This window comes from Maridesulfovibrio ferrireducens, from assembly GCF_900101105.1.
GTDB lineage: Bacteria > Desulfobacterota > Desulfovibrionia > Desulfovibrionales > Desulfovibrionaceae > Maridesulfovibrio > Maridesulfovibrio ferrireducens.
Genome location: NZ_FNGA01000003.1, coordinates 459,783 through 482,651, shown reverse-complemented (window position 1 = coordinate 482,651; position 22,869 = coordinate 459,783). Strand labels below are relative to the sequence as shown.

17 protein-coding genes are annotated in these 22,869 nt (G+C 42.3%); 12 read left to right on the top strand and 5 right to left on the bottom strand.

From position 1 onward, the window contains the following. Nucleotides 1–124 precede the first annotated feature (124 nt). Complete coding sequence (gene thiD, locus BLT41_RS11475; RefSeq protein ID WP_092161249.1) at nucleotides 125–1,486, bottom strand: bifunctional hydroxymethylpyrimidine kinase/phosphomethylpyrimidine kinase; 1,362 nt, start codon at nucleotides 1,484–1,486, stop codon at nucleotides 125–127. Between the two features lie 136 nt (nucleotides 1,487–1,622). Here thiD and BLT41_RS11470 point away from each other — a divergent pair, with 136 nt between their 5' ends. The 3 genes from BLT41_RS11470 to BLT41_RS11460 all read left to right on the top strand — a co-directional run bounded on the left by BLT41_RS11470 (nucleotide 1,623) and on the right by BLT41_RS11460 (nucleotide 5,616). Beyond that, nucleotides 1,623–3,497, top strand: a complete 1,875-nt coding sequence (locus BLT41_RS11470; RefSeq protein ID WP_092161248.1) for a YgiQ family radical SAM protein — start codon at nucleotides 1,623–1,625, stop codon at nucleotides 3,495–3,497. Nucleotides 3,498–3,580: 83 nt separating this feature from the next. Beyond that, nucleotides 3,581–5,017, top strand: coding sequence for a DNA integrity scanning protein DisA nucleotide-binding domain protein (locus BLT41_RS11465; RefSeq protein WP_092161246.1), 1,437 nt, complete (start codon nucleotides 3,581–3,583; stop codon nucleotides 5,015–5,017). An 11-nt stretch (nucleotides 5,018–5,028) separates the two neighbouring features. After that, nucleotides 5,029–5,616, top strand: coding sequence for a hypothetical protein (locus BLT41_RS11460; protein WP_092161245.1), 588 nt, complete (start codon nucleotides 5,029–5,031; stop codon nucleotides 5,614–5,616). A gap of 84 nt (nucleotides 5,617–5,700) precedes the next feature. Here BLT41_RS11460 and ilvN read toward each other — a convergent pair whose 3' ends face one another. The 4 genes from ilvN to BLT41_RS11440 all read right to left on the bottom strand — a co-directional run bounded on the left by ilvN (nucleotide 5,701) and on the right by BLT41_RS11440 (nucleotide 9,811). Next, nucleotides 5,701–5,967, bottom strand: coding sequence for an acetolactate synthase small subunit (ilvN, locus tag BLT41_RS11455; RefSeq protein WP_092161244.1), 267 nt, complete (start codon nucleotides 5,965–5,967; stop codon nucleotides 5,701–5,703). Nucleotides 5,968–5,970: 3 nt separating this feature from the next. Next, nucleotides 5,971–7,632, bottom strand: a complete 1,662-nt coding sequence (ilvB, locus tag BLT41_RS11450; protein WP_092161243.1) for a biosynthetic-type acetolactate synthase large subunit — start codon at nucleotides 7,630–7,632, stop codon at nucleotides 5,971–5,973. A gap of 309 nt (nucleotides 7,633–7,941) precedes the next feature. Then, complete coding sequence (locus BLT41_RS11445) at nucleotides 7,942–8,655, bottom strand: class I SAM-dependent methyltransferase (protein ID WP_092161235.1); 714 nt, start codon at nucleotides 8,653–8,655, stop codon at nucleotides 7,942–7,944. Beyond that, nucleotides 8,642–9,811 carry a hypothetical protein gene (locus BLT41_RS11440; protein WP_092161226.1) on the bottom strand — a complete coding sequence of 390 codons (1,170 nt, stop codon included), beginning with the start codon at nucleotides 9,809–9,811 and terminating at the stop codon, nucleotides 8,642–8,644. The genes BLT41_RS11445 and BLT41_RS11440 overlap by 14 nt, the downstream gene beginning before the upstream one ends. Before the next feature lie 248 nt (nucleotides 9,812–10,059). On the opposite strand from BLT41_RS11440, the gene BLT41_RS11435 reads away from it, so the two are divergent. The 9 genes from BLT41_RS11435 to BLT41_RS11395 all read left to right on the top strand — a co-directional run bounded on the left by BLT41_RS11435 (nucleotide 10,060) and on the right by BLT41_RS11395 (nucleotide 22,851). Continuing rightward, nucleotides 10,060–11,226, top strand: a complete 1,167-nt coding sequence (locus BLT41_RS11435; RefSeq protein WP_092161223.1) for a glycosyltransferase family protein — start codon at nucleotides 10,060–10,062, stop codon at nucleotides 11,224–11,226. Further along, a complete protein-coding gene (locus BLT41_RS11430) occupies nucleotides 11,226–12,494 on the top strand; it encodes a glycosyltransferase (protein WP_092161221.1) in 1,269 nt (422 codons plus the stop codon). Before BLT41_RS11435 ends, BLT41_RS11430 begins: the two co-directional genes overlap by 1 nt. A gap of 26 nt (nucleotides 12,495–12,520) precedes the next feature. Beyond that, a complete protein-coding gene (locus BLT41_RS11425) occupies nucleotides 12,521–13,642 on the top strand; it encodes a glycosyltransferase family 4 protein (RefSeq protein ID WP_092161219.1) in 1,122 nt (373 codons plus the stop codon). Continuing rightward, entirely contained in the window at nucleotides 13,639–14,256 is a 618-nt protein-coding gene (locus BLT41_RS11420) for a histidine phosphatase family protein (protein ID WP_092161212.1), read from the top strand. The genes BLT41_RS11425 and BLT41_RS11420 overlap by 4 nt, the downstream gene beginning before the upstream one ends. Then, a complete protein-coding gene (locus tag BLT41_RS11415) occupies nucleotides 14,253–15,416 on the top strand; it encodes a glycosyltransferase family protein (protein WP_092161210.1) in 1,164 nt (387 codons plus the stop codon). Before BLT41_RS11420 ends, BLT41_RS11415 begins: the two co-directional genes overlap by 4 nt. Beyond that, nucleotides 15,416–16,207 carry a polysaccharide deacetylase family protein gene (locus BLT41_RS11410; protein WP_092161208.1) on the top strand — a complete coding sequence of 264 codons (792 nt, stop codon included), beginning with the start codon at nucleotides 15,416–15,418 and terminating at the stop codon, nucleotides 16,205–16,207. Before BLT41_RS11415 ends, BLT41_RS11410 begins: the two co-directional genes overlap by 1 nt. Nucleotides 16,208–16,490: 283 nt before the next feature. Then, nucleotides 16,491–17,171, top strand: coding sequence for an ABC transporter permease (locus BLT41_RS11405; protein ID WP_092161207.1), 681 nt, complete (start codon nucleotides 16,491–16,493; stop codon nucleotides 17,169–17,171). A 51-nt stretch (nucleotides 17,172–17,222) separates the two neighbouring features. Further along, nucleotides 17,223–17,957 carry an ABC transporter ATP-binding protein gene (locus tag BLT41_RS11400; RefSeq protein WP_092161206.1) on the top strand — a complete coding sequence of 245 codons (735 nt, stop codon included), beginning with the start codon at nucleotides 17,223–17,225 and terminating at the stop codon, nucleotides 17,955–17,957. A 19-nt stretch (nucleotides 17,958–17,976) separates the two neighbouring features. Then, complete coding sequence (locus BLT41_RS11395) at nucleotides 17,977–22,851, top strand: FtsX-like permease family protein (RefSeq protein WP_092161205.1); 4,875 nt, start codon at nucleotides 17,977–17,979, stop codon at nucleotides 22,849–22,851. The last annotated feature ends 18 nt before the right edge of the window (nucleotides 22,852–22,869 follow it).

Here is a 22,869-nt window from a genome sequence, read left to right as displayed (position 1 = left end):
ATTTCGACTTAATCTAAAAGATTAAATACGGAACCACCGCGACAGAAGATGCTTAATATAGGGACCATTAAAGATTGTCAACCAAAATTGCTAATTATATCGATAATTACTATATTTTTTATTATTACTTTTTCAAAACAGCAATCAAAAGCTTAAGTTTTGCTTCAAGATCCTGAAAATCCTTACCTAGAACTCGAACAATCGGTTCTATACCTATTTCACCCGGATCACAGACAACATCAACTTTTGTTGCATCATCATGATGCGCAAGAGCTTCACAGGTTCCCCACTCGAGAGAACTGCCGACTTCTATATTTAAGTCTTTCGGTTTATCCGCAAGATCAAACCATGCTTCAACAAATCCGCACTTGGCTACAGCTGCCATAATTTGGTCATTATACCTTATACCGACAGCGCAATTGATTTCAGGATTATATTTGCGGGCGCACAGTACAGCCTTCGCCATAAATGAAGATGCTCCGAAATCAGGATGGCCACCTATAATAATTTCACCCTTGCGAGTACAGGTAATGCGTCCGGTAAAAGCCGCCACATCATTTATTTCAGTAGCGTGCGGAAGGGCCGCGGCTACGTTCATTCTGCTCTCGGGAATTAAGTTACTGAGTCCGTCCATATGAGTCAGACGCAATCCGCATTCATGCAAATCAGAAAGAAGTCCTTCTTTCATGCCTGTAATCAACATAGGAGCAAGATGATTCGGAGGTCCGCCCCCCTCGCCGACTTCAAATCCAGCACGAAGCGCAAGGTTCAGATATTTTTGAGCATCAAGGATTGCGGTGACAAGATTTTTCCCTTTTGCCATCCCGGAAGCAATTGCAGCAGAAAGAGTACATCCTGTGCCATGCATATTTCTAGTCTTCACACGTTGCTGCATCATCGGAATAGGTTTCTCACCTTTGATTCCTAGCCAATCCGTTGAAGCAACAGAATCAAAATGACCGCCTTTGATCAAAACAGCCTTTGGTCCCATTTCAAGGAGAATATCAATTGCCTTGAAAATATCCTCGCGGGTCTTTATTTCCATATCTGCAAAAAGCTCTGCTTCCGGCACATTGGGAGTAAGTAGATCAGCTAATGGAAACAGCTCTTTCATTGCTTCCACAGCATCCTCTTTAAGAAGCCTTGCCCCGCTCGAAGCGACACAAACAGGATCGACTATAAGCGGAAAAGATTTATCAACAAGAGCCGCGGCAACAGATCTAATTATAGGCGCAGAAAACAGCATTCCAGTTTTCGCAGCTTTAATATTAATATCAGCACAAACCGTCTCAATCTGTAATGCTACAAATTCAGGTGAAACAGGTTCTATTCCAGACACTGTAACAGTATTCTGAGCGGTCAGAGCAGTGATAGCACTTGCGCCGTAACATCCCATTATTGACATGGTCTTAAGATCAGCTTGAATACCGGCACCACCGCCGGAATCTGATCCGGCTATGGTCAAAACACATGGAAGCGAATTCATTTTGCCTCCTTAGGCAGACTATATTGTTCACACAGCTTTTAACCATGCCCCTCGTTCGGGTCAACAAGTCTCGTCTAAAAAATTTGGGACTATCGTGGACCTTGCCAGCGCCACAGGTCCCCTATATGATTAGCGGATGACAAAAACACTTATCGCATCAAAAATAAAACAACCAACTTTTTTGCCCATGACGAGAGAAGAAATGGACTGGCTCGGCTGGGATAGACCAGATATCCTTCTCGTGTCCGGCGATAGCTATATAGATCACCCGAGTTTCGGAATCCCCTTGCTAGGCAGAGTACTGACCGCACACGGATATAAAGTAGCTCTTGTCTGCCAGCCTGACTGGAAAGATACAAAAGATATAGAGGCCCTCGGCCGCCCCCGCTTATATGCAGGAGTCTCTGCCGGAGCGCTGGACTCCATGCTTTCTCACTATACTTCTTTCCGCAAAAAAAGAAGCGATGATGCTTACACTCCCGGCGGCAAAGCCGGAGCACGTCCGAACCGTGCGTGCATCATTTATACTAACCTTATAAAAAAAGCCTTCAAAGGTTTACCTGTAGTCATGGGAGGAATTGAAGCTTCCCTGCGCCGAATTTCTCATTATGATTTCTGGACAGAAAAAATACGCAAAACAATCCTCATGGACAGCAAAGCTGACCTTTTGATTTACGGCATGGGCGAACGAGCCATGCTTGAAGCAGCGGACAGGCTTTCAGAAGCGGATGAACCTTCCGGCGCAACTCTTCGAGGAATAAACGGCACTGCCTTTATGGGCAAAATTGAAGACATCCCTGCTGACGCGGAAGTTATAGAACTCCCTTCACATCAGGATATTCTCGATGACCCGCAAATGCTCATGAAAGCCACTCTTTTACTTGAAGAGCAGGTTCACTATGGCAAAGCATGGGCTATTCAAAAAACCGACAGCAGGTATGTTGTAATAACACCACCTGCAATCTACCTTAATACCAATGAACTTGACTGGTTATACACACTGCCCTTTGCAAGGCTACCGCACCCATCCTATGATGAGAAAGGTCGAATCCCTGCGGCGGAAATGATTGAATTCAGCATAACCTCCCATCGCGGATGCGGCGGCGGGTGCTCGTTCTGCTCAATAGCCATGCACCAAGGAAGACACATCCGTTCCCGCAGTAAAAAATCAATCTTAAGTGAAGCCGCAGGAATGAATTCACATAGTCATTTCAGAGGATCTATCTCAGACATAGGCGGTCCAAGTGCCAATATGTGGAACGCGAAATGTTCCGTTGAAAGAGAAAAGTGCAAACGCAAAAGCTGCCTTGTTCCAAATATCTGTCCGAATTTTAAATATGACCAGAAAGCGAACCTTGATCTGTTGAAACAGACCAGAAATCTGGACGGAATAAAACATGTCCGGGTTGCCAGCGGTGTAAGATTTGATCTGGGCCTTAAAGACCGCACAAGTTTACGCGAAATTTTTAAAGAATTTGTCGGTGGACAATTAAAGGTTGCTCCTGAGCATATTTCACCTGAAGTTCTTAAACATATGCGTAAACCGGATCTGCCGGTATTTGAAAGCTTTCTCGAGCTATTCGAAGTTGAAACAAAAAACGCGGGAAAAAATCAATACGTCATTCCTTACCTGATGAGCGCATTTCCAGGATGTACTGATGCAGACATGCGTATGCTCGCAGACTGGCTGAAAGCAAAAGGCTGGTCCCCTAAACAGGTACAGTGCTTTATACCCACGCCCGGAACTGTTGCCACCGCAATGTATTACACAGGCACTACCCCGGACGGAGAACGGATCTTTGTTGCAAAGACGGATGCCCAGCGTTTGAAACAACATGGCATACTTATCCCTGACGCAACCCGTGACCCTAGAAGCATAAGATATAAAGACAAACAAACTAAACCTGAAAAAAACACCAAAAAAGACATTTCAAAAGACTTTAAAGGAAATAAAAAATTTAAAGGAAAAAGCAAAACTGAACCGTTTTCAAAAAAGAATAAAAAAAGGTAATCCTTAACCTTGGAAATAGTTAATAAATCATATAATTAAAAAGATATGGATTAAACAACAACTCTCAATGCGGGTATAACCAAATGAGCTCAGAATCTTTCGCAAATCTGTGCATCTTTCATATAATGGATGGACTGCGTGACGGACTTTCACACTTCTCCCAGATAAGCCGGACGGCTCTGCTATACGCAATAAATCCGGGAGACCCTTTACGCATTTATGATCCGCAAGGATTATTAAGGGACCACGAACCCAAATTGAAGGAAGTCTATCTGGATTCGGATGCCTGGAAAGCCGGAAGCAATCATGATGACAACACGCGACTCATTGAAGTTATCAAATCAAAAGATCTGGCTCTTGCAGGATTAATCACCTGCGGAGCCCGTTCCAGCAGTATCTTTTACCAGCGCTGGTTTACTGAGCAACATCCGAATATGTGCTCAACAGGCCCCACTGAAAGCTGGATGGAATATGCGGCCCTGATGTTGTCTCAAGATTTTGCGGCACAGAATATTTTGCGGCTCGACAGTTCAGGACACCTTTTGCGCGAGTATTCAACCCATGCTGTCAGAGATTACATTGTAGATCAGCGAAACCGAATCATGGGCTGGGACACACAATTAAGAGTTTACCCAATTCTAGATGCTATTCTCGGGATATCCAAAACAAAAGAGGAAGGAGCATGGGCTCGAGGCGACCTTATTTTCATAGAGCCTTCGGAACTTGATTCCTTAGAATATCTGGCCAAATTCCCAGAAAATGAAAGACCGGCTCTTAAAAACCACAAGCACGTCAGAAAGCTTCTGCAATCTGTTGAAAATTCCAGTAGGAAACTTGTCTCTGACGGAAAATGCGTTGTCGGAATATCATCCTGCTGGCCGACAAACACCTCTATTTCAGCGGACTTCAAAGGAGAATGGGGAATCCTGCAACGAGGGACCGAACCCGTATGCAGCTTTGCGGATGCGACTTTTTCATCCACTAATTACAGGCCAAACCTTGTCCAACTCGAAGAAAACCTTCTTGAAATTAAACTTGATGCCAATAACAGGCACGATCTGTTTCAACTGGCAAACAAAATGGTAGCCAGCGCGACCCATCAAAGCCACGGCTGTACTCTTGTTTTAGATTTTAACGACACACCTGTAAAAATTGCAGGCCAAACTCTTGAAGAACCGCTTGATTTGCGTGATCCTGAAATACGTGGATTAGCGAGATCTCTGACCAAACTGGATGGAGCTATCCATATCGGGAAAGATGTAAAAGTTTACGGTTTTGCTTGCCTGCTGGACGGAAAAGCTGTTTCCGGTGAAAACAGAGCAAGAGGGGCAAGGTTTAATTCAGCCTTGCGCTTCACGGCAAAACATCCCAATATAATCGTAATTGTTGTTTCTTCCGATAAGCCTGTTTCAATCATACAGCGAGGAGTTGAACTGACTGCCCGCTGCGACTGGACACAACACTTTGCATGCGTCAGCACTCCCCCAACTCTCGCAGAGTGGATTGAAGGACAAATATAAGGATAAATATTATGAATAAAATTTTATATTTATTTGCTATTTCAACTTTTTCACTGCTGCTTTGTGCTTCTTCTGCATCAGCAGAGAATTGTCCATTCAAAAGTTTTTCATTTGAAAAAAAGAAAGCTTCCTCTGATTGGTCGGCAAAAAAAACATATGTAGTATCCGGCAACAGAACTCTTGGCCTTTTCAACAATCGAAACAAGCGATATCCTTCTCAAACAGTTCTCACCATAAAGGATATTCCTAAAAATTCATCCATCACAGTTAAATTTGATATGCTTTATATCGGAAGCTGGGATTCAGAGGGAAAGCTGGCTGACCGCTTCACTATTACAGTTGGCGGAGGACCGGAAATAATGAACATCACCAAGTTCCCCTGTCTTCTTGAAGACGGAGATGACACGAAACCTGTTAACAATACCGGATTTGTAAAGGTTGGAGAAAGAGACAGGGCCTACTGGGTGACACCACTTTCATTTACAGTTGAGCCTTCAGTAATTACAAACAGTGAACTTAAACTTGAATTCAAAGGTTATTTGACTGGCCGCAAAACTGAGTTCTGGGCTTTGGATAATGTTGAAATTTTTATAAATTAGAACTTTATTAATCTAAATTTTTAATAAGCCTGCAAGCTGTCATAACATGACGACTTGCAGGCTTATTTTTTCCATATTCAAACTTTAAAGTTGTTCTAAAACTTTTGTAATCGGATGATCTTCGACTCTTTTAACCTCAAGCACGTCATAAAGCTTTTCAAGTTGCAATACTATTTGCTCGAGCTTGCTGTCATCTGCAACGGTCAACACCATCCGGCTTTCATCTCCGCTCCCGACCGGGCCACAGATAATTCCTTCAAGATTGAAATTTCTCCGGGAAAAAAGTCCGGTAATCTGACTCATCACCCCGGCATGATTTCTAACCAGTAAATCTATTCCATAATTGTGCATATCTCAGCCTCCTATCATTTCTCTGTTAGCGCATTCAGGCGGAACCATGGGAAGAACTTTGTTGTCTAAGTCTATGGGAATATTTATTACGCAAGGCCCGTCCTGCCCAAGTATTTTGCGTAAGAACAAAGACGGATTCTCCTCTTCTCCAAGATCAAAGGCCGGAACTCCGAACCCTTTTGCAATGGCCGTAAAATCCGGACTGCTCTCAAAGCTGGAGGCATAATATCTTTCCCCGAAGAAAAGCTCCTGCTGTTGCCGTACAAGTCCGAGCCTATTGTTATTCATGATCAGGACTTTAACATTAAGACGATGCTCAGCCAGTGTTGCAAGCTCCTGAATATTCATCAAAAAGGAACCGTCTCCACTAACACACACAACCCGTCTTTCGGGATTAGCAAACGCTGCGCCGATTGCAGTAGGTAAACCGAACCCCATTGTACCAAGTCCGCCGGAAGTTAACAGAGTGCGGGGTTTTCTAAAGGGATACCCTTTGGCCACCCACATCTGATGCTGTCCAACATCTGTTGTAATAATAGATTGATCAGAAAGAGATTCACTAACAACACGCAGCAGGTTCATTGGATGAAAGGTATCTTCTTTATCCGGCAAGATTTCAGGGTACAATAACCGCAATGAGGCAATATGTGCACTCCACCCTATTCTGATAGCAGGGTCCACACACTCAGCAAAAACATTAAGTGCATGTCCTACATCACCTACAATCGCGAGATTGGAAGATTTTATTTTATCAATTTCAGACCTGTCGATATCAACATGTAAAATGTCAGCATGTTTGCAGAACTCACAGGCTTTACCGACAGCTCTATCATCAAAGCGAACTCCAAGAGCTATGATAAGATCTGCTTCTTCCATTATCATGTTCGTTGCACGCTCTCCGTGCATACCGAGCATACCGAGATAATGCGGATCTCCGTGCGGATAAGCTCCAAGCCCCATCAAAGTAGTTACGACCGGAATTGAATTTTTATGAGCCAGCCGGATCAAGTCTTTTGAACCTTCAGCAGCAACAACTCCCCCTCCCGCATAAATTACGGGTTTCCGTGAATTGTTGATCATATTAACAGCCCGACTCAACAACTTATCATCACACAAAGCAATATTGCTCTTAGTCCCTATCTCGGGAAAATCTTTAAATTCTACAATCTCATTCTGAACATCCTTAGGAACATCGATTACGACAGGGCCGGGTCTGCCGGACTCAGCAAGACGGAAAGCTTCTGGAATAACATTAAGCAACTCTTTAGCGGACTGAACAAGGAAATTATGTTTGGTAATTGGAATTGTAAGCCCATAAGTATCAACTTCCTGAAAAGCATCAGTTCCGATTAATGAACTTGATACCTGTCCGGTTATTGCAACCATTGGAATTGAATCAAGACTGGCATCAGCTATTGCTGTGAGCAAATTTGTGACTCCCGGCCCGGATGTTGCCATACAAACGGCAGCTTTACCGGTTGTCCGGGCCATACCTTGCGACATAAACCCCGCGCCTTGTTCATGTCTGGCTAAAATATGTCTGATCGAGCTGTCTCTGAGCGCGTCATAAATAGGCAGATTGGAACCGCCGGGTATTCCGCATATGATATCAATACCTTGCCGCTCCAGAAGTCTGATAACTAATTGTGCTCCACTGATTTCCATTTCCTCACCCTCGCCTTGTCATAATGTCAAAAAAAAACCCCTGCTGGCTGAGCCGGCAGGGGTTAGAACAACATGTTGTGTAAACTGAATTTACAACCTTCCCTCCGGCTTATTTATGCCTGTCACCATCACCACAGAAATCACCACCATCACCACTAGGGTGAGGGCTGTAACGGCTGCAAGATTGTGATTTAGGGAGAACAAGTTCATTTCAGTTTTTTCTCAAATTTTCTCGGAAATTTATAAGTACTGCAAAACTCTTAAGCCAGCAGATTATCATAATCAAGTCTTTTTTTAAATAATTGTAAATTATGACTTTAACCTAAACAACCCCACCCACCCTGTTTTATAACCAAGTACATAAAAAGAAAATTTGAAAAGAGCTGCACAAAACAAATTGACCAAAAGCATAGGGAGATCATTTTTCTTAAGAAGCAGGTTACGATCATTTTTAACCTTGAACGGGCTTTTTCTGAACCTGATATCTTTCAGCTTCAACTCATATTCAGAACTGAAACCGACCTGCTCAGAACTACCGCTATAAAAATTCTTTATCCCTTGCGGATAATACGGTTTTTCATGATCCAGATCGAGCCAGAAATGAGGATGAAGCATGGGGGTTGCAATCAGTATCAACCCTCCCGGTTTTAAATACTTTAAATATCCATCTACAAACGAAATCAAATCTTCAAACTTAAAATGCTCAATTATATGAGACAAAACTAAAAAATCAAACTTAGTCTCTGAATATTCAGCATCAAAATCTTCTAAAGAAACAACATTTAACCCTCGTTTATTGCACTCTTCAACTTGATAAATATTTTTTTCAACTCCAAGAATATTCTTAAACCCTTGCGACTTCAAAAAATCAGTCTTTCCGCCACGACCGCACCCGACTTCAAGAATACTCATTTCACGATCCAGATCACACAGAATAGATTTCCACTGTGTCATTTCGTGACGAGACAAATCCTTTGCAGTTTTCCGAATGGATTTTCGCATCTCGGGACTAGCCGTTAGCATCACGCACTCCCGCAAGTTCAGCCAGATATCTCGCTGCGTTTGCAGCTCCGTTAAGAACCATATTGGAAGGCTCAACTTTTGTTTTCAAACACTTTTCAAGAGAATTGCGCAGAGCTTCAACGGTTACTTCATCCTCTGGAAAAACATTCACTATAGCCGAAGAGGACTTACTTAAAATCGCGGCATGCTCTTCCTGTTCTCCATCTTTCATTCCCCGAAGCAACACAACAGAAGGAACACCTGCTCCCATCACATCTGTAAGACTATTGTATCCTCCGTAAATAATGGCGGATCTTGAATTTGCGAGATCAGTAAGAAAGGACGGACCAAGCTGTTCCAGATAAACATTAGGATGACACTCAAAAGACTTTTTCACACCACACACACGCGGGTCGCGGTGATTCATATAAACTTTCCATATCCCTTCGGATATGTCGAAACCACCCAAAACTTCCGCAACCTTTTCAAGTAGTACAGAAGTCCCCTCACCTGACCATGGGATAGAAACAACTCCTGCCAGCTTCTTGTGAGTGCAAACGTCAGTTACAATATTTCGTAATTCCTTAAATCGTGAAACATAACCGGTTTCAAACGGAATTTTCTGAAAATGTTTCGAAAGCTTATCAAGCTCTGAACTACCTGTTACGGAAGAATCTCCGTACCATAAAATATCTGAATACCTTGAAGTAAAAGTATCCGCCGACAGTTCAGACCAAACCTTATCAACGTCGCCGACAACCGCACGGACACCAAGCACCCATTTGCTGTCGGTTGAACCTTCAACAGCGCGCAACAATTCTTTATGCTTTCCTTGTGGGGTATGGTCTGCCAGAATGACTTTTGGTTTATACACATCGACCAAATCACTGAGACTTTCAGCTCTGACGGTTCCCAAAACTTTATCATCAATATTTGAAGGCCCAAGGTCTCCACAGGATTTTCCGCATGAAATTTTTGTTTTATATGATGGAAGCTTAATCCAATCCAGTTCTCCTTCACCGATAAGCTCGGCAGTAGCGCCGCATCCGGTTACCAGCAAAACTGACAAATGCGGAAAAAGTCTACGGACAGCAAGCCCAATTGCAACACTTCGGCTTACATGTCCTAGTCCTCTTCCGTCATGAGCATAAATAAGTATATCTATTATTGATTTCATCATCACACCCTGTATTAATAAGTAAAAGACAGCTAACAGACCTTAATATATACAAAAAAAACAAACAATAAAAGAAAAGAAAAGGGATTGCATACAACAGGAAAACATACTAGAAAATATCAAACACTTGGTTAATCGATTTTAAGGATTTACAGAAGTACCCCTTTTCGTTAGATATTCCAACGGTCATGGTTATGCAACGGCAAATAAACTTAGTGGCTATAAGCCACGTACAATTGGTATAATAAATGAGTAAGACCTACAATATCTTGATGTACTCCCACGACACATATGGTCTTGGGCACATTCGTCGTACTATGGCTATTGCTTCGCAATTAAAATGCCATGGGGTCAATATCCTTATTATTACAGGATCACCCATCGTCGGAAGATTTGAATTTCCAGAACAAATCGATTTTGTTCGTATTCCGGGAATGATAAAACAATCAAACGACAATTATATACCTCACTCCATCAAAATCGACCCGATTCATGCCATGTCCATCCGGCAGTCAATCATCGATGCCACAGCAAAAAGTTTTCAACCTGACCTTTTCATCGTTGACAAAGCCCCTCGCGGCCTCAAGCACGAAATCATGCCAACTTTGGAGTGGATGAAACAATACGGCAAAACCCGCACCATCCTCGGCCTCAGAGATATCATGGATGACTCTGAAAGCACGACCAGAGACTGGAAGGAAAAAGGCATCTATGATGTTCTTGAAAATCTTTATTCCGAAATATGGGTTTACGGCCACAAAGAGTACTACAATCCTATTAAAGAGTACTCTATTCCTGAATCTATCAGTAAAAAGATGATTTTTACAGGTTATATCCCTAGAAAAACACATTCAAGATCCTGCCCTGAAGTACGCAAAAACGGCAAAAAACTTGTGGTTATCACCGCAGGCGGCGGCGGTGATGGATACCCAATGATGGACGCGTATTTAAAAGCCCTTGAAAAATACAATCCGCAAAATTTCCGCACAGTTATGGTAACCGGTCCCTTTATGCCCACCGAACAAAGGCGCGACCTTTCTGAACGTGCGAAAAAGCTTTCAGTTACCTTTTACCACTTTTACCGAAGAATGGAAAAGTTATTCAGCAATGCTGATCTTATTGTCAGCATGGGCGGCTACAATACTGTGTGTGAAATACTCTCACATAAACAGGTAGGACTGATTGTTCCCCGTGAAACTCCACGTCTGGAACAGACTATCCGGGCACAAGTTCTAAAAGAACAAAATCTTGCAGACTATATCCCCTGGCACAAGTTAGGACCGGATACTATGATGGATAAAATCAATCATCTGCTTAACGATTCCAATTCAATCAAAGAAACTGTTTCAAATTTTAAATTCACTGGCCTTGATGTTATGCATCAGCGTGTCAACCTATTCAAAGAGATATGCTAATGATAAATGAAAATCAGCCTGTCCTTGCTATGATACTCAAGGGATATCCCCGTATTTCAGAAACATTTATTTCCAACGAAATAAGACTTCTCGAAAAACGAGGCGTTAAAATTCACATTATCTCCATGCGTAAACCGCGGGAAGATTTTACACATAAATCAATTTCAGAGATTAAAGCTAAAGTCTCATACCTGCCTTCAACACTTGAAGGCTGTCTTGAAGAACTTTTCGGTTCAACTAACCATGACGCAGGTTTAAAAGATCCCCGTTATGGCTCAGACCAAGAATTTACACAGCGAATCGATAAGATATGGGAAAACTTCCGTGAAACAGGAAGTGAAGCATCCTTTAAACACATGCTTCAAGCTGAATATATTGTTGAAAAAATACTGCCCGGCTCAGATATTTTTCACATTCACGCACACTTTGCGCATTCCCCTACTTCAGTAGCAAGAAATGCAAGCAAGCTTTCAGGCCTTCCGTTCAGTTTTACAGCTCATGCTAAAGATATCTATACTCAGGCTCCTGAAAAAATAACCGCAAAAATTTCCGAAGCCAAATTTGCTGTCACCTGCACTGGTTACAACTGCAAATATCTTGAAGAAATAGCTCCCGAAGGTAAACCTATCCATAAGGTTTACCACGGCATAGATCTGCGCCTTTTCACTTCAGATAAAGAGTATTCAACATCTGCTCCATACGAAATTTTCACAGTTGCGCGGTTTACTCCTAAAAAGGGACTGCCAACAGTATTCAAAGCACTAAAAACCCTTGCAGATAGAGGGATAGATTTTGCCTATAAAATAGTAGGAGACGGAGATGACAGGGATTCGACCCTCGCTCTGATCGAAGAACTTGGATTATCTGACCGCTGTACATGGGTAGGAACCAAACCCCACGAAGAAGTGCTTGAGCTATACAGAACTGCTGATTTATTCGCACTGGGTTGCGAAATTGCCGAGAACGGAGACAGGGACGGAATCCCCAATGTTCTGGCTGAAAGCATGGCAATGTCTGTTCCAGTTGTTGCAACCACTGTATCCGGTATTCCGGAACTCGTTGAAAACGGAAAAACAGGTATACTTGTTGAACCGGGCGATTACTTAGCAATGGCCGATGCAATGGAAAAGATATTAACCGATCAAGACCTCAGACAAGTTATGATTCCTGCGGCTAAAAAGAAAGTTCACGATATTTTTGATAACCGCTACTGGATTAATATACTGGCTGACGTTTATGAATTATATGGGATAAAAGCCAGCGACTAGCATCTACCTTACAAGGACAAGTCTATATGCGAATCGCTTTTTTCGCCCCGCATAAACCTATCGATCATGAAACTCCTTCCGGAGATTTAATGATTGGTAAAAGTCTACATGACTATCTATGCGCACATGGACATGAAGTTGTAATCGCCAGTCGTATGAGACTGCGCAACGTCACTACCACCCCCTGTAAGTGGCCTTTATTGTACTTCGAATACAATAAGGCTTTAAAGCGGGTTAAAGACTTTGCTCCAGACCTATGGCTAACATACCATAGTTATTACAAATCTCCTGATTTATTAGGCCCGCTGATTACAAAAAAGCTGGGCATCCCCTATCTAATATATCAAGGTGTATTTTCCACAAAGCACAGGCGAAACGTCAAAACGTGGCTAGGCTTTATGGCTAATAAAAATGCGCTGCTTCATGCCGATCATGTTTTTGCCAACAAAGAAATCGACCACAAAAATCTTTCCCGTATAATTCTTCCAGAAAAATTAACCAGAACCCGTCCGGGCATAAATCCTGACGATTTTAAATTCTGCCCAAAAAGCAGGACTGAAATCCGTAAATCCCTAAAGATAAGGGATACCCCCGTGCTCATGAGTACCGCGATGCTACGCAGCGGAGTTAAAGAGCAGAGTTTAACCGACCTGATCAATGCTTTTGCAATAGTTCTTAAAACATTCCCCGAAACCAAATTGCTTATAGCAGGTGACGGAGAAGCCCGCGAACGACTGACCTCTCTTGCAAAGCAAAAAACCGGAGATCAGGTAATTTTTCTCGGCAAAATTAATCGAGACGAACTCTTTAAGTATTACAGCGCGGCAGATATTTTTGCATACCCCGGTATCCACGAGGCTCTGGGAATGGTTTATCTGGAAGCTCAAAGTGCCGGATTGCCGGTTGTAGCCTACTCAACAAGAGGCCCTAAAGAAGCTGTCGCCCATGGTGAAACCGGACTTTTATCGCCTGAGGGTGATCTTGATTGTCTAGCCGAAAATATTCTCTATCTATTTCAAAATAATTATATACGCCAAGCAATGAGAGAATTAGCCCCGAAACGAATTAAAGAAGTTTTTGATCAGAATTTAAATCTGCAACATGTAGAAAAAAAAATCAGTCTCTCAATTTCAAGGAGGAACCATTGAAACCAGTAAGAATCGCGTTAATCAGACATTCAGTTACAGTCTGGAATGAAGAAAACAGAATTCAAGGCCACATGGACTCCCCTCTGACTAAATACGGAAGAGAACTTGCCGAGGAATGGAAAAAACAGCTGTCTCCAGAATCTTTTGATGCAGTAATCACAAGTGATTTGGGACGAACAATTGAGACTGCTGAAATTATTACACGAGGCCTTGATATTCCATTTTTAAAAATTCCCGGACTGCGTGAGCAGGATTGGGGTGAATGGTCGGGGTTAACATACAGCGAACTTGATCAAAAATGGCCCGGACAACTTTCTGCCGAAGAAGCTAAAGGATGGAATTTTCGCCCTACCGGAGGAGAAAGCCGCGCTGAAACATCCGCAAGAGCTATAAAAGCCCTTGAAGAAGGTATTTCAAAGATAATCGAAATAATTGACAATGATGCACCCAAAGTGCTTGCTATTATCCACGAAGGGACCTTGAAATCAATCGCGTACAAACTCGCTGAACATGACTATATGCCGGGTACTTCGAAGCTGATTAAACGCCGCAGACTGCACTGGATCAAATGGGATGGAACTTTGTCTATAGATAGGCTGAACGACCTTTTATGAAAATAATTCATTACTGCCAACATGTCTTGGGCATGGGGCACTTCTTTCGAAGCCTTGAAATTTCGAGGGCTCTAAAAAATGAACAAGTAATTTTCGTTGCAGGCGGAACCCGCCCTGAACAGGAATTACCTGATCATGTTGAATATTTTCAACTTCCCGGACTTTGCATGAACGAAAACTTCGGCGGACTCATGCCCACCGACGAAGGACGTCTTTTAAACGAAGTTAAAGAAGAAAGAATTGAAAAAATTAAGGCTATCTTTGAACAGGAAAGACCAGATGTTTTTTTAATTGAACTCTTTCCCTTCGGACGAAAAGCATTCAGATTTGAACTTCTTCCCATTCTTGATTCAATTAAAGCCGGACTCTACGGAGATGTTAAGGTAATCTGCTCTCTCCGGGATATTCTTGTCGAAAAAGACGATGGCGGAAAACACGAAAAACGGTGCGTCGAAACCCTCAATAAATATTTCGACATGCTGCTTATTCACTCTGATCCACAGATAGCAAAGCTTGATGAAACCTTCCAATCACTGAATAACATTTCCATTCCATATTCTTACACAGGATTTGCCGCCCGCAAACCCCGTAAAAACGTACGCTCTAAAGTTAGAAAAAAACTTGGAATAGGCAGTGACGAAAATTTATTAGTAGCCAGTGCAGGCGGTGGAAAAGTCGGCAATTCCTTGCTGAAAGCTGTTTTTGACAGCTTTGCTGAACTTGGTCTTGAAAAAACAAAACTGCTAATACTGACCGGTCCCTTTTTAGATCAGAATAAATATGACGCTTTAAAAACTGATTCATTAAATTTCTCTAATATTACTGTAGAAAAATTCGCACCGGACTTCACAGACTTATTAACGGGAGCGGATGCCATGATTTCAATGGCTGGATACAACACATGTATGGATATACTTACTACAAATATCCCAAGCGCGGTGCTCCCGTTTGCACAGAACAGAGAACAACGCATGAGAGCGGAAAAACTAGCTGAACATACTTCTCTCAAGGTTCTGAATGATAATGACCTCAGCATATCCAGAATGAAAAATATAATTAACGAGCTTCTTACTTGCGAACGATCTTCATCAGATCACAACATTAATCTGGAAGGCGCAACTGAATCCGCGCGAGCAATAAGAATGGTTGGAACAAGATAATGTCATACCGCCCTATTTCTTCAATCTGGAAAAATGATATTTCCGAATTAATCGAATCATTTGAATCTTGGTGGATAAAACTGGAGCAGCTTATCCCGGAAAAAGGTTGCAATGTTTTCTTTAGAGCGGACGACATAGGTTATCCGGGAAAACAATTTTCAACCATGATTGATGTTTTCAAGAACAAGAAAGTACCGCTCGCGCTCGCTGTTGTACCTGCATGGGTTAATCAAGACAGAATCCAAAAGTTATTTGAAAAACTCGGGCCTGACATGTCGCTCTGGTGCATGCACCAACATGGCTACAGACATATGAATCAGGAGAAATCCGGTAAAAAATTTGAATTCGGGCCATCGCGTGACCACAATAAAATGACCGCGGAACTTACCAAAGGAAAACAAAAACTTAATAAACTCCTCGGCAGCAGTATGTGCCCTATATTTACCCCTCCGTGGAATCGCTGCTCGACTGAAACCATGACTTGTCTTATAGAATTAGGTTTCGTTGCAATTTCGAGATGTATCAATGTCTCCCCGTATCCTCCAAAAGGATTGCCCGATCTTCCAATTAATATCGACCTTCATACTATCAAAGAAAAAGATCCCAAGGCCGGCATTAAAACTCTGATGAATCAAATCGAACATGCAGTGCAGTCAGATTATGCAGGATTTATGCTGCATCACCAACGTATGAATAAAACATCCGTTAAATTTTTAGATTTTCTTTTGGCAAAAATAGCCGAAACGCCTTCGCTTCGAATTCAAGATATAAGAGATATACTGCCGAAATAATTTCTCCCTCTTTCTTTTTCTTTCTAAAATTATATTTAGCTGGCGGCCGTAACAGACTCAGTATTTTTTCATTTTTCAAAGTAAAAATTCATGAGTGACTACTTCTTAAAAATGCATTTTTGCTTTGCATTTCATGGAGTTTAAGGTACGAAATGATAATAGAAATTTTAAAAAATGGCCCTAACAAAAATTTAAACTGAATATAATAGAAATATTAAAATATAGTTTTTATGCTCTAAGCAGCAACAGCATATTTACACAGGTTCACCAGAGAGCAAAAAAAATGTCACAGCGAAAACGAATACCTTTCCAACATCCTGATTCACCGACAGATATTGCTGCTCAGGTAGTTCTTCCCTTTGATAAATCACTGGAAATCAGCCTTAAAAGTATAAAATCTAGATTTCTAAGAAATATGGTGACAGTAACAAGCCTTATACTTGCTGTTTCCTTTTTCGCATATGTTCTCATCGGCAGTGATATTTCAAACGGGATATACAACTCCGGTCAGCATGACCTGATTAAAATCCTTGATAAAACAGGCTATCAGCCCGGTGGAAGTGCAAAAGAGCGATGGATTGTAATTCTTTCACTTCTGGTCTGCACAGTTGGTATTATTAACGCTCAGCTCATGGCTGTAACCGAAAGATTCCGCGAAATCGGCACCATGAAATGCCTCGGAGCGCTCGATAGTTTCGTTCTGAGACTATTTGTCCTTGAAGCGTCAATGCAAGGAGTTGTGGGTTCATTGTTAGGAGCAATCTTCGGAGGTTTAATAGCCATCCTGCTGGCAATGACAAGTTTTGGGTGGGGTGCCATCACCTTTCTGCCAGTCGCAGAAGTAGGTATTTCAATTCTTTATTCCATAGGTGTAGGCTTTGGATTAAGCCTGATTGGAGTTCTCTACCCGGCTATGATTGCCGCACGCATGCGTCCCATTGAGGCTATGCGGGTTGAAGAATAAACAATTTTTGATTTGATTTTAGATAACTAATTAAGACAAAGGCGAGACAGAATGCCCGAATCACATACCATAGTCAGGGTTACCGGAGTTACTAAAAACTTCAAACTCGGAAACGTAAATGTGCAAGCCCTTAAGGGGGTTGATCTCGAAATTTACGCCGGAGAATACCTCTCTATTATGGGCCCGTCAGGATCAGGAAAATCGACTCTTTTCAACATGATCGGAGGTCTTGATAAGCCTACGGAAGGGAAAGTTTTTATTGATGAAGTCGACATTGCACAGCTGGATGCCTTCGAACTGGCATGGCTTCGTAACCGGAAAATAGGATATATCTTTCAGACTTTTAACCTGATTCAAGTAATGACCGCTTTAGAAAACATCACTTTACCGATGATTTTCGCAGGAGTTCATAACGACGCAGCTGTCGCCAAAGGTATCGAACTGCTCGATCTGGTAGGACTACACAAGCGATATAATCACAAACCGCAGGAACTTTCCGGCGGACAGCAGCAGCGTGTGGCAATAGCAAGATCCCTTGCCAATGACCCCGCTATTATCCTTGCAGATGAACCGACCGGCAACCTTGACCTTTCAACCGGCGAAGAAATTATCAAGCTGATGAGCGACCTAAGTAAAGACCGCGGAGTGACGATTATCACCGCAACGCATGACTATAAAATGCTTAATGCTTCTGACAGGGTCGTCTGGATTGAAGACGGTTTGATCAAGAAAATTGAAAACAGAGATCAGCTCAACATTGATGTTGGCTGTATCCGCATGGCTTGATTTTCGGAGACTTTAATTAATGTCCACCATTTGCTTTAAAAAAAATTCCTCACTTTGGTCAGCCGGAAAACTACTGGTTGCTATAGTTACGTTATTCACTCTTTCTGCGCTCGCACTCCCGCAGACCGCTTATAGTGCATATGAACCGCTGAAACAAACGATTTCCGACTTATCTTCTTTGGGTGACCGCTCTTTCGGTTCCGAAGGTGAAAAGAAAGCTGCGGATTATATTGAAGCAAAATTTAAAGAATTAGGTAATGTTAAGGTCGGCAAGCATCTCTTTCTTGCCCCTACCATGGTTAATTCAGAAGCTGAATTAACAGTCGGTAAAATCGGTAGAAAAATTCCGATACGTTCTGCTAAATTCAACGCAGTTTCTCCTCCTGCTACTCCTGAAAAAGGTCTTTCAGGACCGATCATCTATGTAGGTAAAGGAAAGCTTGTTGATTTCAACGGACTTCCCATCAAGAATGCCATCGTTCTTATGGACATCGATTCAGGTAAAAACTGGCTGAATGCTGCAAGTCTGGGGGCATCTGCTCTTATTTATATAGATTCAGGCCCTACGATGAAAGGGTTCTTCGAAGAAAAGCTTGAACTTTCTCCTCTTGATTTCCCGCGCTATTACATGACCGCTGCCGATGCTAAAAAAAATCTCGGAATAAGCACAGATGCTCCGCAAAAACTTATTGCGGATTATGCAACTGTAAAATCGTCAGCTAAATGGAAGCGCATCACCGCCGAAAACATCTATTGCATGATAGAAGGTACTGATCCAAAGCTTGCGGAAGAACTGGTCATTATCGAATCATTCTACGACAGTTCTTCCTATATTATGGGAAATTCTCCGGGCGCAGATGAAGCACTTTCAATCGCATCACTTTTTGAAATCGGAAAAAAATTAGCTGCCAATCCGCCAAAACGTTCCATACTTCTCCTTGCGACAACCGGTCACGGTCAGTCTCTGCATGGTATGCGTGAATTTATCAAAGCTATTTCCGGGAAAAGCATCAGCCTGAAAAGAATTAAAGCTAAGCTGAGCACCAAAAAGAATAATGCCGCTCAGATTTTGGAAGGGCTTGAAATGGATAATCCTCTTGCCACAGAGATGGCAGTCGAAAACCCTGAGCTTTTCGATCTGATGTATAATGCATTAAAAAATCAGATAAAAGACGAAGTTGATATTATCAGCAAAAGACTCATGCAGATGCGCATGCAGCACGACACAAAAAAAGAAGACATCGAAACGGTTGATCAGAAGCGTAAGCTGCTGCGTAGAATTTCATGGAAAACAGACTACTCAACTTTACCGGCTGGCGAAATGGCCGCCCTGCGTGATTTATTCCCAAAGGTAAAAGATAAAGTTTACGCAGTAAAACAGGATATAAAGCAGCAGCTTGATTCAATACGAAGCGCACGTAAGCTTCGTACTACAGTCAGATCAAAAGATCCTGTCTGTTTAATTTCTCTTCATCTTTCCAGTCGAGGTGAAGGTGTCGGCGCATTTGGCCGCGGATGGTTTTACGATCTCAGGCCTAGAGTCAATCTTTCCAGAACCTTCGCGCAAATTAATGATATTTTAAACGATGCCGCCCCTATTGTTGAAAAAAACATAGGTACCAGCGGATTGTTTACAGACACACTGCGCCCTAACCTTTCAAGACCATGGCAGACATGGCTGCTTGATAAGCCTCAATTTGGAAGTGAAGTTGCTACGATGGCGGGTCTGTTAAGCTTTACTTTCGCCACGGTTAACGATGGCCGACCTTACTGGGGAACACCTTTTGATACCATAGAAAATATCAACTGGGATGGAGTCGGTAAACAGGCTGAACTTGTTGAAGGGCTTATCAGAAGTGTTTCAGAATCTTCAGAAGTTTTGACCACCAAGTCACCCCGTAAAGGATTCGCTCTTGTTAACGGAAAAGCCCGTTTTGTTAGGCAGGGAGAGCTTTTTGCAGACCAGCCTGCGCCAGATACCATTTTTATGGCTTTTCAAGGCAACACAAGATTTTATTCTCTCGCCGACACTGAAGGTGATTTTAAATTCACAGGAGTCGCGTCAAGTAAACTGGTTCAATCAAAGCTAATTATCGAGGGATATAAATATAATCCGAACGGACGAATTGTATGGGCTATCGACAAGAAACAAACCGGAAAAAGTGCATATCGACTTAAAATGATTCGTCTGGATATGGAGACAAAGGTTGTCATGTTCGGTTGCAGACAAACAACCCTGTTTGATCTGCTGACACCTAGAACTTTCAAATACATGACAAAAGTTGAAGTACTCGACGGCGCCCGCGATGCAGACCCTATGCACTATTGGTACAGTCGCATCGACACTCGTTCTTCAACAATTGCCAGTGTTTTTCTTGAACCTAATGTTCCGTTAAAAATGACACTGTCCGATTCTGTGCTCAACAGAAAAATGATTCTGATTCATTCAACTCCTGCCGACTCTGCGGGAAATGGATACAACCTCAAAGAATGGCCCATTATTCCCGCAACCAACCATAGAGCTGCTATGGATATGTGGAATCTTCTTAAACCCAGAATCGAGAATCTGGAATCACATGGAATTATAAATCAAAGAATCAGAACTCTGGAAAAACAGGGAACCGAGGCTCTTTCAAAAGCCACAACTGCCTGGAAAGATCGCCGTTATGATGACTTCATGGAAAACTCACGCACAGCGTGGGCTTTAGCTTCAAGAGTCTATCTGGACGTTGACCAGACTCAAAAAGACGTTTTGGTCGGTGTCCTTTTCTATATAGCCCTGTTCATACCATTTGCTTATTGCATGGAGCGGGTACTCTTTTCCTTTGCCGACATCCATAAAAGGATTTTAGGATTTCTGGGAATTCTTATGGCTGTCATTGCTGTCATCTATATGGTCCATCCGGCGTTCCAGCTCACGTATAGTCCTATGGTGGTAATTCTGGCCTTTTTCATTTTGGGCTTATCTGTAATGGTCTCATTAATTATCTTTTTCAGATTTGAAAAAGAAATGATCATGCTCCAGCAACGAGCGCACAAAACAAGCACGTCCGAAATTAGTAAATGGAAAGCTTTTACAGCCGCATTCGTAATTGGTGTCAGCAACTTAAGACGCAGGAAAATCAGAACATTTCTGACCTGTCTCACTCTTACAATTCTGACCTTCACAATTATGAGTTTTACTGCTGTAAAATCTCTCCGAGAGCACACATATGTGCTTTTCAGTGATAACCAGCCTTATTCCGGCATCTTCATGAAGAATATCGGCTGGAAAGATTTACCTAGAGAAACTCTCGGAATTGTAGGTAATGACTTTGAAGAAAATGGCATCGTAGCGCCCAGAGGGTGGCTCGAGCTGGTTGATAAAACTATTTCAGCATCAACCCCAGTAAGCTTAGGTTCAAAACACGAAGAAGTTAAAGGATTGGTTGGACTCAGTTATATTGAACCGAAAGTAAGCGGAATCGACGAAATTCTAATTTCCGGTAAATGGCTTGAACCAAATCAGACCAGACAAATTATACTTTCCAAAAAAATGGCTGACAGACTCGGTGCTAAAGCCGGAGATGAGCTTGATGTATGGGGCAGCCAATTTATATTAGTCGGTATTTTTGACGGTAAAAAATTCACCGAACACACAGACCTCGACGGCGAACCGATGACTCCGGTTATTTTCCCTTCCGCAGCTGCGCAGGAATTAAGCGAAGTTGAAGCGGACGCAATTGAATCCGGTGAAGATATTGATACCTTCCAAGGACGCTATACTCACATTCCCGGCGAAGTTACTGCTATCATTCCTTATGAGACACTGATGGCAATGGGCGGAAGTTTAAAAGCTATCGCCATTACACCTGCTAAAGGTGTTTTCTCCAAAGAAACCATAAACAGTCTGGTTGACCGTTACGGCCTCCCTATTTTCAGCTGTGATACAACTGGAACTTATATATGTCAGGCTGCCGACACTATGAATTATTCAGGGGTTTCGAATATTTTAATCCCGCTAATAATCTCCGCTCTAATCGTACTTAATACTATGATTACGAGTGTCTACGAACGCAAAAAAGAAATAGCTGTATACACTTCAATCGGTATGGCTCCAACTCATGTATCATATCTATTTATTGCAGAAGCTGTTGCTTTTGCCGTAATCAGCGTGGTTGCCGGATATCTCATTGCCCAAACAGCCTCGGGTCTTTTTGCGGGCACTCCTCTATGGGCTGGTATGACCGCAAACTACTCTTCTATGGCCGGAGTTGCCGCAATGATCTTAGTTATTGCTGTAACTTTGATATCGGTTATCTACCCTTCAAGAGTTGCCGCAAACATCGCAATACCTGACGTTAACCGCTCATGGAAAATGCCTGAGTCCGAATCAGATTCCATTGAAGCAACACTTCCTTTCCTGCTCAAACACTCAGAGCAAAAAGATGCCGGTGGTTTTTTACTTGAGTATCTTGAATCTCATACTGAAGTTTCTCACGGACTGTTTTCAACCTCGGAAATTGAAGTAAACTTCAGCAACCGTGAACTTCCTGAGTCGCTGAAAGAAATTTCGGAAGACTTTCCCGACAGTATAGCTTGTTTTCAGTTTGATGTTCGTATTTGGCTTGCTCCCTTTGACTTTGGAGTAAAGCAAATGATCAGACTTGAATTCAGACCTGCTAAAGAATATCCGCAATTCCTTGAGGCTGCGCTCATTATCAATCGTGAATCAGGAGAAATCGGAGCATGGAAAAGGTTAAATAAAGACTTCATTAATGCCATCAGAAAGCAATTCCTCGTATGGCGCTCTCTTGACCCAGAAAGACAAAAAACTTTCCGCGAAAAGATTCCAGAGTTGATGGCCTACGGATTCACAGGGCTAGACTTAAAAAAGACTCTTGAAGATATCTAAATAATTTAGGAATTTATC

Bases quoted from the DNA above. Each gene is read 5' to 3' on its own strand.
- BLT41_RS11445 (WP_092161235.1), bottom strand. From the start codon at position 8,655: ATGCTAACGGCTAGTCCCGAGATGCGAAAATCCATTCGGAAAACTGCA.
- BLT41_RS11470 (WP_092161248.1), top strand. From the start codon at position 1,623: ATGACAAAAACACTTATCGCATCAAAAATAAAACAACCAACTTTTTTG.
- BLT41_RS11430 (WP_092161221.1), top strand. From the start codon at position 11,226: ATGATAAATGAAAATCAGCCTGTCCTTGCTATGATACTCAAGGGATAT.
- BLT41_RS11405 (WP_092161207.1), top strand. From the start codon at position 16,491: ATGTCACAGCGAAAACGAATACCTTTCCAACATCCTGATTCACCGACA.
- BLT41_RS11410 (WP_092161208.1), top strand. From the start codon at position 15,416: ATGTCATACCGCCCTATTTCTTCAATCTGGAAAAATGATATTTCCGAA.
- BLT41_RS11425 (WP_092161219.1), top strand. From the start codon at position 12,521: ATGCGAATCGCTTTTTTCGCCCCGCATAAACCTATCGATCATGAAACT.
- BLT41_RS11440 (WP_092161226.1), bottom strand. From the start codon at position 9,811: ATGAAATCAATAATAGATATACTTATTTATGCTCATGACGGAAGAGGA.
- BLT41_RS11400 (WP_092161206.1), top strand. From the start codon at position 17,223: ATGCCCGAATCACATACCATAGTCAGGGTTACCGGAGTTACTAAAAAC.
- BLT41_RS11415 (WP_092161210.1), top strand. From the start codon at position 14,253: ATGAAAATAATTCATTACTGCCAACATGTCTTGGGCATGGGGCACTTC.
- BLT41_RS11465 (WP_092161246.1), top strand. From the start codon at position 3,581: ATGAGCTCAGAATCTTTCGCAAATCTGTGCATCTTTCATATAATGGAT.
- thiD (WP_092161249.1), bottom strand. From the start codon at position 1,486: ATGAATTCGCTTCCATGTGTTTTGACCATAGCCGGATCAGATTCCGGC.
- BLT41_RS11395 (WP_092161205.1), top strand. From the start codon at position 17,977: ATGTCCACCATTTGCTTTAAAAAAAATTCCTCACTTTGGTCAGCCGGA.
- BLT41_RS11460 (WP_092161245.1), top strand. From the start codon at position 5,029: ATGAATAAAATTTTATATTTATTTGCTATTTCAACTTTTTCACTGCTG.
- BLT41_RS11435 (WP_092161223.1), top strand. From the start codon at position 10,060: ATGAGTAAGACCTACAATATCTTGATGTACTCCCACGACACATATGGT.
- ilvN (WP_092161244.1), bottom strand. From the start codon at position 5,967: ATGCACAATTATGGAATAGATTTACTGGTTAGAAATCATGCCGGGGTG.
- ilvB (WP_092161243.1), bottom strand. From the start codon at position 7,632: ATGGAAATCAGTGGAGCACAATTAGTTATCAGACTTCTGGAGCGGCAA.